This window comes from Enterococcus sp. AAFC-DPL-6103 (genome assembly GCF_058216595.1).
The window spans coordinates 571,285-587,705 of sequence record NZ_CM177102.1 but is presented as its reverse complement, the minus strand read 5'-3'; the positions used below and the strand labels follow the sequence as shown (position 1 = coordinate 587,705).

Annotated in this window: 17 protein-coding genes and 1 tRNA gene; 4 read left to right on the top strand and 14 right to left on the bottom strand. The window is 35.5% G+C overall.

Features of this window, described 5'->3' with window-relative positions:
* Positions 1–116: 116 nt before the first annotated feature.
* From uvrC to zapA, 5 genes are all read right to left on the bottom strand, one after another.
* The gene (gene uvrC, locus AC4BC3_RS02870; RefSeq protein ID WP_206907087.1) at positions 117–1,895 is read right to left on the bottom strand and encodes an excinuclease ABC subunit UvrC; all 1,779 of its coding nucleotides are present in this window, start codon (positions 1,893–1,895) and stop codon (positions 117–119) included.
* Between the two features lie 143 nt (positions 1,896–2,038).
* Positions 2,039–2,353 (bottom strand): thioredoxin, encoded by a 315-nt coding sequence (gene trxA / locus AC4BC3_RS02865; RefSeq protein WP_206907085.1) that lies wholly within the window; start codon positions 2,351–2,353, stop codon positions 2,039–2,041.
* A gap of 88 nt (positions 2,354–2,441) precedes the next feature.
* Entirely contained in the window at positions 2,442–4,802 is a 2,361-nt protein-coding gene (locus tag AC4BC3_RS02860; protein WP_206907082.1) for an endonuclease MutS2, read from the bottom strand.
* Positions 4,803–5,041: 239 nt separating this feature from the next.
* The gene (locus AC4BC3_RS02855) at positions 5,042–5,590 is read right to left on the bottom strand and encodes a CvpA family protein (protein ID WP_490466929.1); all 549 of its coding nucleotides are present in this window, start codon (positions 5,588–5,590) and stop codon (positions 5,042–5,044) included.
* Positions 5,591–5,632: 42 nt separating this feature from the next.
* On the bottom strand, positions 5,633–6,070 hold the full coding sequence (zapA, locus tag AC4BC3_RS02850; RefSeq protein WP_206898384.1) for a cell division protein ZapA: 438 nt from the start codon (positions 6,068–6,070) through the stop codon (positions 5,633–5,635).
* Positions 6,071–6,270: 200 nt separating this feature from the next.
* Between zapA and rnhC the strand changes: the two genes are divergently transcribed.
* Positions 6,271–7,191, top strand: a complete 921-nt coding sequence (rnhC, locus tag AC4BC3_RS02845; protein WP_206907078.1) for a ribonuclease HIII — start codon at positions 6,271–6,273, stop codon at positions 7,189–7,191.
* 432 nt (positions 7,192–7,623) lie between these two features.
* Here rnhC and AC4BC3_RS02840 read toward each other — a convergent pair whose 3' ends face one another.
* The 6 genes from AC4BC3_RS02840 to AC4BC3_RS02815 form a co-directional block, all read right to left on the bottom strand.
* Positions 7,624–8,070, bottom strand: coding sequence for a GNAT family N-acetyltransferase (locus tag AC4BC3_RS02840; RefSeq protein WP_490466928.1), 447 nt, complete (start codon positions 8,068–8,070; stop codon positions 7,624–7,626).
* Between the two features lie 327 nt (positions 8,071–8,397).
* Positions 8,398–9,378, bottom strand: coding sequence for a hypothetical protein (locus tag AC4BC3_RS02835; protein WP_206907075.1), 981 nt, complete (start codon positions 9,376–9,378; stop codon positions 8,398–8,400).
* A 592-nt stretch (positions 9,379–9,970) separates the two neighbouring features.
* A complete protein-coding gene (locus AC4BC3_RS02830; RefSeq protein ID WP_206907074.1) occupies positions 9,971–10,885 on the bottom strand; it encodes an N-acetylmuramoyl-L-alanine amidase family protein in 915 nt (304 codons plus the stop codon).
* Positions 10,886–11,026: 141 nt separating this feature from the next.
* Positions 11,027–11,338: a DUF1292 domain-containing protein gene (locus tag AC4BC3_RS02825; protein ID WP_067481590.1), complete on the bottom strand. Its 312-nt coding sequence runs from the start codon at positions 11,336–11,338 to the stop codon at positions 11,027–11,029.
* Between the two features lie 21 nt (positions 11,339–11,359).
* On the bottom strand, positions 11,360–11,791 hold the full coding sequence (gene ruvX / locus AC4BC3_RS02820) for a Holliday junction resolvase RuvX (RefSeq protein ID WP_206907073.1): 432 nt from the start codon (positions 11,789–11,791) through the stop codon (positions 11,360–11,362).
* Complete coding sequence (locus tag AC4BC3_RS02815; protein ID WP_067481587.1) at positions 11,788–12,054, bottom strand: IreB family regulatory phosphoprotein; 267 nt, start codon at positions 12,052–12,054, stop codon at positions 11,788–11,790. The genes ruvX and AC4BC3_RS02815 overlap by 4 nt, the downstream gene beginning before the upstream one ends.
* 261 nt (positions 12,055–12,315) lie before the next feature.
* Between AC4BC3_RS02815 and AC4BC3_RS02810 the strand changes: the two genes are divergently transcribed.
* Positions 12,316–12,783, top strand: a complete 468-nt coding sequence (locus AC4BC3_RS02810; protein WP_490466927.1) for a TspO/MBR family protein — start codon at positions 12,316–12,318, stop codon at positions 12,781–12,783.
* A gap of 181 nt (positions 12,784–12,964) precedes the next feature.
* Here the strand turns inward: AC4BC3_RS02810 and AC4BC3_RS02805 are convergent, their stop codons facing one another.
* The gene (locus AC4BC3_RS02805; RefSeq protein ID WP_206907071.1) at positions 12,965–13,690 is read right to left on the bottom strand and encodes a DNA/RNA non-specific endonuclease; all 726 of its coding nucleotides are present in this window, start codon (positions 13,688–13,690) and stop codon (positions 12,965–12,967) included.
* Between the two features lie 136 nt (positions 13,691–13,826).
* Positions 13,827–13,897, bottom strand: a tRNA-Gly gene (locus AC4BC3_RS02800).
* Positions 13,898–14,020: 123 nt separating this feature from the next.
* Here AC4BC3_RS02800 and AC4BC3_RS02795 point away from each other — a divergent pair.
* Both AC4BC3_RS02795 and AC4BC3_RS02790 read left to right on the top strand, forming a co-directional pair.
* Complete coding sequence (locus tag AC4BC3_RS02795) at positions 14,021–14,770, top strand: threonine/serine exporter family protein (RefSeq protein WP_206907070.1); 750 nt, start codon at positions 14,021–14,023, stop codon at positions 14,768–14,770.
* Positions 14,771–14,788: 18 nt separating this feature from the next.
* Entirely contained in the window at positions 14,789–15,274 is a 486-nt protein-coding gene (locus tag AC4BC3_RS02790; protein ID WP_206907068.1) for a threonine/serine exporter family protein, read from the top strand.
* Between the two features lie 305 nt (positions 15,275–15,579).
* Here AC4BC3_RS02790 and AC4BC3_RS02785 read toward each other — a convergent pair whose 3' ends face one another.
* Entirely contained in the window at positions 15,580–16,416 is an 837-nt protein-coding gene (locus tag AC4BC3_RS02785) for a TIGR03943 family putative permease subunit (protein ID WP_490466926.1), read from the bottom strand.
* Positions 16,417–16,421: the final 5 nt, after the last annotated feature.

Sequence of the window (16,421 nt, the reverse complement as noted above, 5' to 3'; positions counted from 1 at the left end):
AGAGACAAGCTTTCTTGACTTAAATATATTGGTCAAAAAAAACTTGTTTCAATTCATTTTTTTCTTTATATAAAAAATAATAGGACACTTTACAAGGTTTGTAAAGTATCCTCATCTTAGTTTTGACTTAGTTTGTCGTGTACATTTTGAGCAACGTTCTTTGGTAGACCAATTGATTGCAAGTCTTCAATTGATGCTGCAGTGATATTTTTTAAAGATTTGAATTCTTTGAGTAAGGCTTTCTTTCGCTTAGGACCAAGTCCGTCAATTCCATCCAAACGAGAAGCAAAACTATTTTTGCTGCGTAATTGTCGATGAAACGTAATCGCAAATCGATGTACTTCATCTTGGATTCGTTGAAGTAAAAAGAATTCTTGAGAATTTCGCTCTAATGGAATCACAGAAAGTTCAGGACCAAACAAAAGCTCACTTGTTTTGTGTTTATCATTTTTTGCCAATCCAGCAATCGGGATATCAACACCTAACTGATTCGCTAATACATCTCTGGCAACATCCACTTGGCCCTTACCGCCATCAATCAAAATTAAGTCAGGAAGCGGTAAGCCTTCTTTCAGCACACGAGAATAACGGCGATAAATCACTTCTTTCATCGATGCATAATCATCTGGTCCCTGAACTGTTTTGATTTTATACTTTCTGTATTCTTTTTTAGCAGGTTTTCCATCAATAAACACAACCATAGCCGAAACAGGTGATGTTCCCATTATATTTGAGTTATCAAAAGCTTCGATGCGAATCGGTGTTGGAATATTCATGGCATTACCTAATTTTTCTACAGCACCAATTGTTCGTTCTTGTTTTCGAACAATAAGATCGAAACGTTCATTTAATGCCACGCGAGCATTTTTATTTGCTAATTCAACCAACTTTTTCTTTTCTCCTCTTTGCGGTTGTAAAACTTTAGTTGAAAGCAACGCCTCCACACTTGGTTTATCAATAGTATCTGGTATAAGCACTTCTTGTGGAATGAAGTGTTCGTTTTCTTGATAGAATTGTCCAATATAGGTTAAGAAATCTTCTTCTGGTTCATTATAAAATGGAAACATGGATACATCACGTTCAATCAACTTTCCTTGACGAACAAAAAACACTTGCACACACATCCAGCCTTTATCAACTGCATAACCAAAAACATCACGGTTCTTCAAGTCGGTATTTGTCATTTTTTGGCGTGTCATCACAGTATCGATTGCTCGAATTTGGTCTCGATACTCTGCAGCTTTTTCAAATTCCATATTTTCAGCTGCTATTTCCATTTTTTGCTGGATTTCTGCTTCAATCGCTGCATAGTCGCCACCTAGAAATCGTTTGACTTCGTCCACGATTTCTGTGTAAACAGCCGGATCAACATGAAAAAAATACGGACATAAACATTGCCCCAGATGATAATACAAGCAAGGTTCTTTTGTCTGACTTGGTTTGCATTTACGTAAAGGAAACAATCGATCTAAAATTTTTTTAGTTTCATTAGCCGCACCAACATCAGGATAGGGACCAAAATATGTTGCTTTATCTTTGAGAACTTTTCGTGTAATAACCAAACGTGGATACTTCTCATTCGTAATTTTGATAAAGGGATACGTTTTGTCATCCTTTAGCATAATATTATATTTAGGATCATTTTTTTTGATCAAATTAATTTCTAAAAGCAATGCTTCAATATTTGATTCTGTAACGATATATTCAAAGTCTTCAATTTCACTGACTAATCGTTCTGTTTTTGTATTATGACTACCAGTAAAATATGAACGAACTCGATTTTTTAAAATTTTTGCTTTACCAACATAAATAATCGTTCCATTCTTATCCTTCATTAAGTAACAGCCCGGTTGGTCAGGAAGTAAAGCTAATTTGTTCTTAATTCTTTCGTTCATCAGGTACTCCCCTCTTCGTCATTCTTTTATTTATTATAACATGGTTGTCAAGAACAAAAGTTCCCCTTTTGTCAATTAACATCAAAAAGAAGAGGTCGACTATTTGCCGACCTCTCACAATTGTTTATTTTGATGTTTACTTCTTACAAGTATTGATCAACCATTTGACGCAATTGTTCTTTTGAATGAACACCCACTGCTTTTTCTACTACTTGACCATCTTTTTTCAAAAGTAGTGTTGGAATGCTCATGATTCCGAATTGTTGTGGTGTTTCAGGATTTTCGTCAACATCCATTTTTACAATGCGGAATTCATCTTCATCATATTCTTCTTGTAATTGTTCCAAAATTGGTGCTTGCATTCGACAAGGGCCACACCAAGTTGCCCAAAAGTCGATTAAAACTAATCCTTTGTCTGTTTCTTGGTTAAATGTTTGATCTGTGATTTCACGTGACATAAAAAAGACCTCCGTTTTTTATTAATCTCTGGCTAGTATAACACCTGAAACTCAATCCATCGAATAATTTGCTTACCATTAGTAAGTCTTACTTAAACTTAACAATTGTTGCGCCATTTCCACCTTGATTTGCGGGTGCAAACTCAAAGCTTTTCACACTACGATGATTTTTTAAATACTCTGTGATTCCCTGACGCAACGCACCAGTTCCTTTTCCATGAACGATCGTCACTTGTGGGTAACCAGCTAAAATCGCTGAATCCAAATATTGATCCACTTCGTTTAACGCTTCTTCATAACGTTTTCCCCGTAAATCTAACTGATTTGGCACATGACTACTTGATTCAGAACGGACAGCGTGAACTACTCGTTGTTTTGGTTCTTTTTCAGGCGCAACAGGTGTTAGTTCTTCTTCTGACACGTTCATTTTCAAAATACCAATTTGAACTTGCCATTGATTTCCATTTTTCTTCAACAAAGTTCCTCTTTGACCATAAGTAGTAACTAAAACTTCGTCTCCTACTTTTAAGGTCTTCTGTTGTTTTGCTTTGCGTAATACTTTATTTTTTCTAAGAGTTTCTTCTTGATGTAAGTCAGCTAATTGTGATTTAGCATCAATCAACTGGTGTTCTTTCACATTGGTTTGTCCAATTTGTTGTTGCATTTTGCGAATGTCAGCAATGATTTTCTCTGCTTTTTCTTCCGCTTCAGAAACCACTTCATTTGCTTTTTTCTTCGCTTTTTCCAATTCTTTTTCGCGTTCTTCAAAGAAATAACTATATGCTTCTTTCAAGTTTGCTTGAAGTGCTTCTGCTTCTTCAACATAATGGCGCATTTCTAAATATTCCGTTTCAGCCATTTTTCGACGCGTTTCTAGGTCAGAAATCATTTCGTTTAAATCTTGGCTTTCGTCATCCATTAATTGTTTTGCTTCCTCAATTACTTCTGATGATAACCCCAAACGGCTGGAAATCTCAAATGCATTGCTTCGACCGGGAACGCCAATTAATAACCGATAGGTCGGACTCAAAGTATCAACATTGAACTCCATACTCGCATTTATGGTATTTGCTCGATTATAACCATAAATTTTTAATTCAGGATAGTGAGTCGTTGCCATAACATAGGCAGACTTTTTACCCAAGTCATCCAAGATTGAAATCGCAAGGGCTGCCCCTTCTTGCGGATCTGTCCCAGCACCTAATTCATCGAAAAGCACCAAACTTTTTTCATTCACTTTTGACAAAATTTCTACAGTGTTTGTCATATGAGAAGAAAAAGTAGAAAGACTTTGTTCGATGGATTGTTCGTCTCCAATATCCGCAAATATCTCTTCAAAAACACCGATTTGACTTTCTTCCTCAGCTGGAATTGGAAGACCTGCTTGTCCCATTAATTGAAGTAATCCAAGCGTTTTCAACGTGATGGTTTTCCCACCGGTATTTGGTCCAGTGATAACAATTGCCTGATATCCTTCACCAATGGAAATATCATTTGGCACTACTTTTTCCTGATCAATCAAAGGATGACGTGCTTGTTTCAAAACAACAAAGTTTTCTTCACTGATTGTTGGCACAATTGCTTTGATTTCTTTCCCAAATCGTGCTTTTGCATTCATCAAGTCCAATTGCCCGATAACATACGCATTATGAATGATTTCTTGACGATATGGGACTAATTCTGCAGACAATTCACTTAAGATTCGTTGCACTTCATTTCGTTCCGCAATCTGATATTGACGTAACCGGTTATTTAGATCAACGATTTGCTTCGGTTCAACAAATAAGGTTTGTCCTGAGGCACTTTGGTCATGTACCACACCCCCAAAAACACCACGGTACTCTTGCTTAACAGGAATAACATAACGATCATTACGCATAGTAATAATTGCATCACTTAGATATTTGGCATTTTTCCCACGTACGATGCTATCTAATTGTTCGCGGACTGTTTGTTCACTGCGACGAATATTTTGACGAATCATTTTTAATTCTGGCGAAGCATCATCTGTTACTCGACCATCTTCATCAATTGCTTCTTTTAATCGACGGCTTAAAACAGGGATTGTTACTAATTGCTCTGTCCACATGTACAAACGATTAAACGCAATCTCACTGTCCTTTAAATCATCGATGAAACGGGTTAGTTCACTCGTTGTAGATAACACACGAGAAACTTGTGCCAGCTCCAATCCATTCAGATCCGCACCAATTTCAATTCGTTTCATATGTGGTCGAATATTTTCTAATTTTGGAATTGGAATCCCCCCACGTAATCGTTGCACTTTTAGCCCATCTTCTGTTTCTTGAAGAGCATTACTAATCTTTGTCAATTGATTTTCTGGAACTAATCGCGCAAGCTCTTCTTTTCCTTGGGCTGTCACAACAAATTGCTGGATCATCTGTTTTACTTTTTCAAATTCTAATGTTTCTAAAATTCGCTTATTCATTTTTTCACCTACTTCACTTTAACTATAAAAAGGAGTCTGGGATCAACTAGTCCCCCAGACTGTTCACATATTTTAACTCGTATGCAACTAGCTACATTCAAAAGCCAGTAGTTTTTTCACTTTGAGACTAACTTTTATGTCATAAACTTTTTCTCAAAATAATACAAAAATATACAGCTAACTGCTATTTTTAGAAAGTACACCTTATTGTTTGAAGCTGAACGCTTTGCGTCACAACCTTATCCAATCACTCTCGTAACCCATAAATCATAGATTTTATTTGTTAATATTGGTGTATTTTCAACAATATAGCGAGCAAGTCCACTATTTCTAAATTGGTTTTGGATAAAATCTGCAGGGACAAATGAAAGCAAGCTTAAAAGCAAGAAAATCATGACAAAAGTTACAACAACTGACAAAAGACCACCGGCTAACCAATCGACTTGCTTCAACACTGGTAGGTAAGTTAGACTGTGAGCAAAAATGCCAACAAAACGTGTAATCAACCAACCTGCCATCAAAATAAGAAGAAATGCGATACCCGCATAAAATGCTTGATCTAAACTAAAAGAAATCGTTTGATCGAAAAAGACCAACTTCGATGTTGGCGTTACAGCCGGATAAGGAATGTATAATTCCAAATGATTCGCTAACTGCTTATAAAAATGTTGTGCGACAAGAAAAGATAACAAGTAGCCAACAGTATAGACGACTTGTAAAGCAAATCCTCTTTTCGCACCAGAAAAAAAGGCAATCAGTAAAAAAAGAATAATCAATAAACTTAGCATGCCATGTTCCTTTCTCCTCTAGCTCTACTCAAAAACTTCTGCTTAAGTAGAAGACTTCTGCTTGATTTGGCCTTTACGCTTCTCGTTCAAAATTTGTTGTGCTTCAACAGGATTTTTGATTTCACGATCAGGTTGACCATTTTCTTTCAAAACTTCACGTGCTTCATTTTCGATAGCTTCCATCCGTTTCACACGATTTTCTAACTCAGTAAACTTAATCATTTTTTTCTTCAATTGCGCAACTTCTTCATTTAATTCCAAGAGTCTCTCTTGCTTCTTCAATTGATCCGAAAGCGCATTGACCGCCATTAAAATTGCGGCTTGCTCGTTATCCATCTGTGGCGATAATTGTTTTAATTCCATCAATTGGTCATTCACTAATTTTGTAACGATATCCATATGATGCTTCGTTTCACGACCAATAATCGTATACGTCTGATTGGCAATCACTGCTTTATAGCGTGTTTTTTCATGCGCCATACGAACCATTTCCTTCCCATAATAAAATTCCTATTTAGTGTACCACGAAGTTTTTATACGTGTGTACTTCGCACATTTTTCTTAAACATACTTTACTATTATATGATAAAATTTTAAAAAATGCTATGTCTCATCAGGGACACCTTGATCCTGTCAATGTATCAAAACCTCATGGTCACAGCAAATAGTGGAGGACTAAAATGAGTAATGTAATAATCAAAGTTTCTGAATCAAAAATGGATGAAATGAAAAATGCTTATCAAGCAAACTTGCTACAAAAAAAAATCCCTTATACAACTTTCTCTGCTAAAAAAAATGGTACAACAATCACTGCCTATACTTCTGGAAAAGTCATGTTTCAAGGCGCAAACGCCGAGCAAGAAGCCCGTCGTTGGGAATCCTCTAATGCGTCATCACCTGTAAAAAAAACGAAGGTCAAATCTTCCTCTTCACTACCCAATAATATTAGTCAGCTTTCCGTCCTAGGCAGTGATGAGGTGGGAAACGGAAGCTATTTCGGACCCGTCACTGTCTGTGCCGCTTACGTTGATCGAAAACACTTAGAAATTTTGAGAAACTTAGGCGTCAGAGATTCAAAAGAATTGAAAGATGCTCAAATCATTCAGTTAGCCAAAATTTTGAAGGAAACGATTCCTTATCAACTATTGGTACTTACACCAAAAAAATATAATGAAATACAACCTGAATATAATGCTGTTAGGATGAAAGTTGCATTGCATAACCAAGCAATTTATTTGCTTTTACAAAAACTTTCACCCACCAAGCCTGAAGCGATTTTGATTGATCAATTTACGCCCGAAGCAAATTTCCAAAAATACGCACGGCTAGAAAAAAATAAAATTCAAGAAAAACTATATTTTGTAACGAAAGGTGAACAATATCATCTAGCAGTTGCTGCAGCTTCTATCATTAGTCGCGCAAGCTTTCTAGAAGAACTAGATAAAGCTTCTGCTGAACTTGGAATAACTTTACCGTCTGGTGCCGGTTCAAAATCAGATCTCGTAGCAGCGCGTGTTTTAAAAAAAGGGGGTCTACCTTTATTAGCCAATTATGCAAAACTCCATTTTGCTAATACGCAAAAAGCACAAAAGCTAATTTGATCATCCTATTAAACTTTTGAAAATACTGAACAAACAAAAATCCTCACAAAGATTACTTTTTACTAAGCAATCTTTTGTGGGGACAAAATGGGAACTTTCTACTAAAAAATGCGGAATCGATTGAATTTCTAAACATAAACAATAGATAAGAGGAAAATAAATCATTTTTCTTGTAGTCTTCTAATCACTGAACAAGAAATTCTGATTTTACATAGTATCGCTATTTTAAGTATAAACAGAGATAAATGCACGTCGAGCTCATTTTTATTTGTTAGAGAAAGGAGGAGACTGCCCATGGGTGATTTGATCGTCGAAGTAGGCCTGCTATTCGAAATGTTGTTTGCCTTCTTGATAGTTGTGTTAGTGATTTTAACCTTGATACTCGTTATCAAAAAGCTAACAAAAAAATAAATAAAATTTGAACGTCTTAACCTACATATCTAAATACATGATTCGTTCACCATTTTCTGGATCATACCTTTGACTATCAACAAATCCGAAGCGTTGATAATAAGGGATGATCTTTTCGTTTTCGTCATGCACACTTAGATAAATACGCTCAACAGCATATTGTTCTTTCATCAAGTCAATAAGTAAAGGCAAAAATAAACTACCATATCCTTTTCCCTGTGAGCTCGCTTCAATCATCAATCGATCTAACCACATAGATTGCTCCTTTTGAGCACCAATCATCGAAAAACCGACAAGTTTCTGACCATCATACATGACTAACGGTCGCCACCCTAGTGATACATCATAGGCGGCTTCCAGTAAAGAAGCTGCATTCGTTTCTATAAAATTTAGTTGATTTTCTGAAACAGATAGCGCAATTACATCTCGCCAATTAGATTCGTCGACCTCTTTAAGTAATAAATTCATTCGAACACTCCTTCACAAAAGCTATTTCTTTTTACAATCATTGTAGCTACTGAACTTTCGCTGAATGTCTTCAGCTCGTCTTCAAGTAATTTTCTGGTGCTTACTTTAAGTATAAGCTATTCGAGCTTAATGCTACATATCTTCCTAGTTAAACAATGCTCAGAAAATCGGTGTTTAGCATTTGTGAAAGTTAATCCATTGTTTCTCACTGATACTTCCATCTTAAAATCGATCGTAAAAAATGGACTAAAACAATGGAGAAAAGCATAAAATCCAGAACATATCCCTTAGGCTATGATCTGGATTTCATGCTTTTGATGTATTCAATTAATCACTATCTTTTTGTACAGTCATGACAATATGGCTATATTTCTCACAAGATTTCACTTTGTACTTTATAAAAATCTCTTTGATCATCTTGATTATTTCCTGTTTCTCTTTTGCCTTGAATTTGAAACCAATCTTATGCCCAAGAGATTCTTGTTTTTTATTTTTATTCGCAAAAGGCAAGATAATATCAACAGTTCCATTAAATGTTTGTGCAAACAGAAATATTTTTTCATATAGATTTCGAAGTTCTACGTCAGATAAAAATTCCGCAAAACCATTACAAGAAATAATTAAATGATCATATTGTCCAAGCATTGCCTTTGGATATTTTTCCCAAAAATCAAAAATAGATATATTTTCTCTTGTTATAAAATGATTCGAACCAAATAATTTTTCTGCTATTAATTGATTATTTCCCAACCATTTTGAGTCAATATCGATATTTAGACTTCCATAAGGCTTATTAAAGCAATTATTTGTTAAGTCATTGATTCTATGTATTAGGCGTTCAATCTCTAGACTATCAAAACCTGCTCCTGAGCCAATATCAAGAAAATAGAAGGATTCATTTTTTTCTATGTACTCTTTGATATTTTCCCTTATTCCTTCTTTGATTTGTTGTCTCCTCCAAACAAGAGGTGGAGCGGCAACCTCTAACATTTTTTTGTCTACTTTTTTTCCAAAAAGACCCGACTGTGGTGTATTAAGTAAAACATAAAAAGTAACTTCTTCTGTTCCTGGGCGTCGTGACATGATATTCGCTAAAGGACTCAACTTTGTCAGTACTTTGCCCAAAAATGTTAATGTATAAGGAGATGACGGTAGATTTTTACTTTTAAAACTACTTAAAAACAGTTCTTCCTGATTTATTTTGTAGTAGAAAGAATCATTTTTGATTTCAATGAATTCCCATACCGTTGGTTCGTGCTTCACTATATCCCAAGCGTCCTCGAACTTCAACAAATTTTGATTAACCATGTTTTTTTCTCCTAATTTTTATTTAAATCCATTGTAACAGTAGATAACTGTATCATGAAATGGGTACACTCTCTAAAACTCTCTAAAAACCGATATCTTTATGAATCGGCTGCTAACAATCTGTGTCTATCAAACCTATTGTCGCTAATAAGTATGATAAACAAGAATGATTGCGTAGAACAATGATGAAGTATCATCTTTTATGTGCATGACAAATTCTGTAAAGCAATTTAGAAATAGATAACATATAAAAAGAATAACAATACTTTTAGATTTCTCCAAGGCACAATTTTTGTCTAAGGATATACAAAAATTGAAGAAACGATTAAACGTCTTTTAACAGATATAAAAAAACATCAGTCAATATATCTCATATCAAAGATGGAAAAATCAGGGCATACGATACTTATTTTTCTCACAATAGATCTGAATGAAATCCTATAATGAATGTGTACTTCTGTTGATTTTTATGAAAAAAAAGACAAAGGTTTCAGATATCTTTTTTGAACGAAGATATCTAAAGTCTTTGTCTACAGTCTGAATGAAACACATGACGAATCAATTTATATTCTTTTTTTTTTACGGACAAATGTTACTCACTAAAATAAGTAAGTAATGAGTTTGTCAAACTTTCTGCAAATTTTTCTTGGTAATCATCCGTTACTAGTTCAGCCAAGTCAGAATCATTATTCATATACCCCATCTCCACCAAGATCGCTGGTTGAAGGTTTTCACGTAAGACTTGATAATTGCCATAGGCGATTCCACGGGAATTCAAGGACAAGTCAGAAAAACCATCAGCAATCGTTTGTGCTAGCTCCTCATTTTTCTCGTAATAGTAATAAGTAGTGATTCCTGTAGCTTCATTAGCAATTTCTGTTGAATCAGCGTGTAAGCTAATAAAGACATCCGCCGATTTTTCTTCGCTGAATGTACAGATTTCACCAAGTTGAATGAACTCATCTGTCTCGTGTGTCAAATAAACGGTTGCTCCTTCTGCCTCTAAAGCTGCTTTTACTTTTTTGGCTGTACTTAACGTAATCGTCTTTTCTTCGACTCGTTCGTCATTACTCAATGCGCCGACATCATCACCACCATGTCCTGGATCAAGAACAATCACTGCTTCAGACAAACTGGTTGGCTGGTTTTGTATTTCTTGTACAAGTACTGTTCCAGCCGTTTTTGCTAAATATCCAGTTGTCCCAGCGTTTGTTTTTATTTGATAACAGTCATCTGTTTCTGAAAGATATTCTGTTAATTCGCCTCCATTAACTGTTGTAAGTTCAGTAGTTAATCTTTCATCTGCATAGACGATGCTATCTTCTTTTCCAATTTTGATTTGCTTGAATGTTTCACGATTACTTGTTGTGGTACTGGTTGCTTTCGTTTCAGTTGTTTGAGTGCTTCCTGTTTGTTCAGCTGTTGTTTTTTGTTCAAATATTCCCAAAGATTTAGCAGCAAAGAACAAGACACCCATTACTAAAAACAAGCTACATATTTTTTTCATCTTCTCACTCACCTCGTTACAGACAGTGTAAGAAGAGAAGCTTAAAGGGAACTTAAATATTCAATTGATCATGTGCTAACAAAATTCTTTTGATTTTTTGCAAAATAAAAAGATGTTCCTAATTAGGAACATCTTTTTGGGTTACTCTTCTTCTTCAGCCATGAATGTATTGAATACTTCTTCAATCATATCCCACTCAGCGTCTGTTTCGATTTGTTGCAATTCACCTTCTGTACCATCTTCGTTTTCGATGTAAGCATAAGCTTGTAACTCAACGTCTTCATCTTCAGAAGCTCCAGCTGGGTATAATAGTACGTAGTTACGACCGAATTCTTCTTGTCCATCAACTGTCAATAAGATTTCGTAAAGTGTTTCGTTTCCTTGGTCATCAACCAATGTGATGTGCTCATGTCCTTCATGGTCATGATCATGTGAATGATTATGTTCTGTCATATCAATTCCTCTTTTCGTTTTCTAAAATAGTTGTTTACCCGAACCGTCAAGATAGTTTTGTAAAATCATGACTGCGGCTAATTTATCAATTACTTTTTTTCTTTTTGCTCGTGACGTATTTGCTTGTTCTACTAACATGCGTTCAGCTTGAACTGTTGTTAGTCGTTCGTCTTGAAATTCGACCGGTAAAGAAAATAGTTCTTTGATTTTTTCTCCATAAGCCATGGAAGCTTCTGCTCTTGGTCCAATTGAGTTATTCATATTTTTGGGCAATCCTACAACAAATCGATCCACTTCATATTCAGCGACCAATTCTTTTAGTCGATCAAAACCAAATTCGCCAACTGCCTCATCAATTCGAATAATTTCTACACCTTGGGCAGTCCAACCAAATGGATCGCTTACTGCGATGCCAACTGTTTTTGAGCCAACGTCTAAGCCCATTACTCTCATAAATTCACTCCATGATTTGAAAGATAATCTTTAACAATTACTTCCATAATTTCATCGCGCTCATGACGTCTGATTAAGTTTCGTGCGTCACGATAACGAGGAATGTAGGCCGGGTCTCCAGAAAGTAAATAGCCGACAATCTGGTTAATAGGATTGTAGCCCTTTTCTTCCAAAGCCCGATAAACGATTGCTAATGTTTCACCGACTTCTTTTTTGCGATTATCATCAAAATCAAAACGTACGGTTTCATCTGTAAAACCCATGATTCTACACCTCTTTCCCACAAGGTATTCATTCTACCTTATCCACACTCATTTTACTAGAAAAAGACAAAACTTACAAATTTTGTAAGTTGCCAATCTCTTGGCTTTAGAAAATCTTCCGAATCAATAGCACATGATTTTTCTAACATTAGATTATTTTTCTTGAGCATCTTTTTTTCTTTTACGAATCATTCTTACTATACTAATAAGTAGAGAGTACATGAAGTACATGAAAACTTCAAATAGTAAAGGAGGGACGATATGCTCAATAGATTTTTTAAATTGCTTGCTTGTATCGTTGGTGTAGAATTAATAGGATCTGTATCAGGATTTTTTGCTGGTGATATTCCCGCTATCTATGCTCAGTTAGATAAGCCGTTTTTGGCACCACCAGGAAATATAGTTGGAATCATTTGGACTGTACTTTATGCATTGATTGGTCTAGCATTATTTCTAGTGATTGACAGCAAAAGTGCGAAAAAGAAAACACTTGCTTACGTTCTTTTTGGTGTTCAATTGGTACTTAATTTTATTTGGAGTATTCTTTTCTTCGGCGGATCATACTTTTGGATTGCTTCATTTATTAGTCTATTTCTATTACTTACAATTATTTTCAGTATTCGTGAATTTCGTAGTATATCTAAAGGCGCAGCTATCTGCTTCATTCCGTACTTGATTTGGATTGCTTATGCAACCTATCTTTCTTTTGGATTGGCTATTTTAAATTAATTTTTTCGAAAAAGAGAGTGTGACGACAAAAAATTGTCATCACACTCTCTTTTTTGGTGACCCATTATTGCAAAACAGACTTCAATAAAGCAAAGTTTCTTGAGCTGATTATTTCCGTACTTCTCTATCAAAAAGCACAGGTGATTACTCTAAAGAGTTGCGCACTTTACCATCTTTTCGCTTATTTCTTACTCTTAACAGCTTGACCTGTTTGGTAATTGATTGTGTAGCCGTCCTGAACGTTATAAATAAAAACATTGAACTTCAATTTAGAATCTTCGATACTTTGTGCTTCTAATTGAACACCACGCGCTACTAGTTCATTCTCTTCAAAATAAGGTGTCACTCGGTAACGTACATGGTGATTTGTTTCTTTGATGTATGCAGCAATATCATTTTCATGTGCCAACATATAAGGCGTGTTTAGTGAACGCGTTCCTGTCATCAAATTTTTAATGTTATTATTTTGACCAGTTAACTGGAAGCCAATTAAGTGACTGCGATTGTATAACCATTGTCCATCTGTTAACTTTTTTTGTTTCCATCCAGTTGGATTTACATAAAGGGGTTCTCTTTTTTCTGTTGGAAACAATTCTCTTCCTAACATTGCATTTGCTGAACCTACTCGATTTAAATGATCTATCTCAGAGTATTTTTCCCAGACTCCTTTATTTAAACTAAGATCTGATGGAGAAAAATCAGGTTGATTATGATTGATTTCGATTTCCTGATGCTTTCCATCATATTCAGGAACATCTGCTAACCTTGTCGCTTGTGGCGCTGAATCGAAAATTGCAGTAATTTGTTGAAAAATATCCGAATCATTTTGCGTTGTCGAAATTCCAAAAACACCTGCTAAAATCGCGATCACAACACCCATAATAGTCTTAGTGGTTTTCTTACTCATTTATCTACTCCTTTTCTCACAAACCTTCTAAACTTTAACATACGTTCCCCTCTTTAGAAACTCTCTTTTTATTTTCAATCAAAAAAAAACGTACTTCTACTGTCTTCTCGACTATAAAAGCACGTTCTCTGTATTAAGCGGGTGACGAGAATCGAACTCGCGACATCAGCTTGGGAAGCTGGGATTTTACCACTAAACTACACCCGCATTACTAAAAAAAGTATACGCCTCTTTTTTCCATTGCTCAAGTTTTTTTTCATCCGCTTTTTTACTTCATTTCTGTTTTTTGTAGTAAAATGAAAACAACAAATGAACATTGGAGAAGATGGCATGTCGGAAAAAGAATTGAATTTATTACTTGATACTTGTTTACTTGCAGGTAAAATCATGATGGAAAGCAACGCCGAAATGTACCGGGTAGAAGATACGATGAGCAGGATTGCTTTAGCTTCTGGCAACTATCGTCTAGTTAGTTATGTCACACAAACTGGATTATTTATTGGAATTGATCGAACTTCAACTATCCGAATGGAACAAATCACCAATCGTTCCATCAATCTTGAAAAAGTTGTCAAAGTCAACGATTTGTCACGACGCTATGTAGCTAAAGAATTAACATTACCCGAACTTTATGACGCCTTACAAAGCATTTACAAAGAACGTTTCTTTTTCCCTGTATGGCTACAAATTTTTAGTGCAGCTGTAATCAGTGCAACTATTATGGTTTTATTTGGTGGCGAATTAGCTGATTTTCCCACTGCATTCCTTATTGGCGGTATAGGATATGCTATTTATTTATATAGCTTAAAATTTTTCAGGATAAAATTTCTTTCAGAATTTTTTTCTTCTTTATTTATTGGGCTAGCAGCCATTCTTAGTGTTCGACTAAACATCGGAATCAATCAAGATTTGATTATTATTGGATGTGTTATGCCGTTAGTGCCTGGGGTTCAAATTACCAATGCTATTCGTGATTTACTAGCTGGTCATTATCTTTCAGGTGTATCTCGTGGAACAGAAGCAATGATGACAGCTACTATGATTGGCTTTGCCATCGCTTTTATTTTTCAACTTTTTTAATCGAAAGGGAGCCTGCCTATGTGGACGATACTTATACAATTTTCTTTTAGTTTTTTAGCAACGGCGGCATTTGCCATTATCACAAATGTACCTCGCAGTGCATTGATTTGGTGTGGTTTTTCTGGTGCACTTGGCTGGATGATCTACTGGGTCACGATTACCTTTGGCGGTAACGCTGCATTTGGGTCCTTGCTTGGTTCATTAGGGGTCGCCTTTATTAGTGATGTTTTTTCCAAAAAGTTCAAGATGCCGGTCACCATTTTTAATATCCCTGGAATGGTTCCACTGGTTCCTGGGGGATTAGCTTATCAAGCTGTCCGAAATCTAGTCACTGGTTCGTATCAAGAAGCGATTACTTATGCGGTACAAGCGATTATGATCGCTGGTGCAATTGCCTTAGGTCTAGTTTTATCTGAGGTATTTAATCATAATATTCGGAACTTTAAATTAAAGCGTGATTCTATGATCAATAAACGTAAAAAAAAGTTTCTATTAAAAAAATAAAAGAAGCCGGGACAAAATCGTCTCGACTTCTTTTTTTAGTGATTCTATTTGTGTAACGAATAGGGAGATTTTTGCGAAATCGTACTTGCTGTGTGGAATAGAACACTGTGTCCTATAATAGTCTATTTCGACATGCAAAAAGTAACATCTTCACATCCTTCATCACTGCTTTAAGATATAGGGAAACTATTTTAGAAAAATTTTCTTATTGCCTACATTCACTACAAAATATGAAGGGCTATTTTGAGTGTCTACTCACTATCTAGTCGGAGTTAACCGCTTGGAGCCACAATCTTTTCCTCTTCCTAAAAAGAACGATACACATATTGATTTTTTGGCGCAGTCACTTTCTTAGCAGTCGTCACATGTACAGTCGGAATATCTCGCTTAAATGGTTGATAATATTCAGACTGAATCATGCCTTCCACATGATACCACTCATCGTTTTTAACAACGACTCCTTCGGGCATCTGCGTCAATAATCCAAAAACACCTGAATCTGCTACACAATGGATGATACCAAAACGGAACAAGAAAATATCTTGCTTTTCTTTATCTGGGGTCTGATAAACAAAACCATCGTAGCTAATTGTTTTTCCAATAAATTCACTTGGATAATTATAGATCAGTTCCATGATCTCTAAATAATTTTCATCTGTGATCTGAATCGTTTGTTGTTCTCCATATTTTGCTTTTAATTCGTTCATCTGTTCTTGATAATCAGACTGATTGAAATAAATACTCGTATCAGGTTTCAAATATTGCGTCTGCATTTCCGGATCGCCTACTGATTCTTTACTAACAGGAAAATTAAATCCCTTTGCTTCAACGATCGTAGTATCCAAGCTAACTGTTGGAAACAATGTTCCTACTATGATTGGTAAAGCTAGTAGTATATAAGCAATCAAACGCTGACTTGGTTTTGTCAATCCGTGGTCATGATCGTGATGCTCAGCTGTTGCTTCATTTGGATCCTTTTTTCCCCATAAATAGAGCTGAACCAATGCTAACACCGCAGATAAAACCATCGAAAGGATTGCTAAATACCGATAATGAACATTGATATACTGATCGAGTTTTCCAGAAACTTGTAAATACATCATCAGTTCAAAATAACCTGATAAAATTAAAAAACGGATCATTGCTT

Coding starts and splice junctions, on each gene's coding strand:
- uvrC (WP_206907087.1), bottom strand. CDS start 1,895: ATGAACGAAAGAATTAAGAACAAATTAGCTTTACTTCCTGACCAACCG.
- trxA (WP_206907085.1), bottom strand. CDS start 2,353: ATGTCACGTGAAATCACAGATCAAACATTTAACCAAGAAACAGACAAA.
- AC4BC3_RS02860 (WP_206907082.1), bottom strand. CDS start 4,802: ATGAATAAGCGAATTTTAGAAACATTAGAATTTGAAAAAGTAAAACAG.
- AC4BC3_RS02855 (WP_490466929.1), bottom strand. CDS start 5,590: ATGCTAAGTTTATTGATTATTCTTTTTTTACTGATTGCCTTTTTTTCT.
- zapA (WP_206898384.1), bottom strand. CDS start 6,070: ATGGCGCATGAAAAAACACGCTATAAAGCAGTGATTGCCAATCAGACG.
- rnhC (WP_206907078.1), top strand. CDS start 6,271: ATGAGTAATGTAATAATCAAAGTTTCTGAATCAAAAATGGATGAAATG.
- AC4BC3_RS02840 (WP_490466928.1), bottom strand. CDS start 8,070: ATGAATTTATTACTTAAAGAGGTCGACGAATCTAATTGGCGAGATGTA.
- AC4BC3_RS02835 (WP_206907075.1), bottom strand. CDS start 9,378: ATGGTTAATCAAAATTTGTTGAAGTTCGAGGACGCTTGGGATATAGTG.
- AC4BC3_RS02830 (WP_206907074.1), bottom strand. CDS start 10,885: ATGAAAAAAATATGTAGCTTGTTTTTAGTAATGGGTGTCTTGTTCTTT.
- AC4BC3_RS02825 (WP_067481590.1), bottom strand. CDS start 11,338: ATGACAGAACATAATCATTCACATGATCATGACCATGAAGGACATGAG.
- ruvX (WP_206907073.1), bottom strand. CDS start 11,791: ATGAGAGTAATGGGCTTAGACGTTGGCTCAAAAACAGTTGGCATCGCA.
- AC4BC3_RS02815 (WP_067481587.1), bottom strand. CDS start 12,054: ATGGGTTTTACAGATGAAACCGTACGTTTTGATTTTGATGATAATCGC.
- AC4BC3_RS02810 (WP_490466927.1), top strand. CDS start 12,316: ATGCTCAATAGATTTTTTAAATTGCTTGCTTGTATCGTTGGTGTAGAA.
- AC4BC3_RS02805 (WP_206907071.1), bottom strand. CDS start 13,690: ATGAGTAAGAAAACCACTAAGACTATTATGGGTGTTGTGATCGCGATT.
- AC4BC3_RS02795 (WP_206907070.1), top strand. CDS start 14,021: ATGTCGGAAAAAGAATTGAATTTATTACTTGATACTTGTTTACTTGCA.
- AC4BC3_RS02790 (WP_206907068.1), top strand. CDS start 14,789: ATGTGGACGATACTTATACAATTTTCTTTTAGTTTTTTAGCAACGGCG.
- AC4BC3_RS02785 (WP_490466926.1), bottom strand. CDS start 16,416: ATGATCCGTTTTTTAATTTTATCAGGTTATTTTGAACTGATGATGTAT.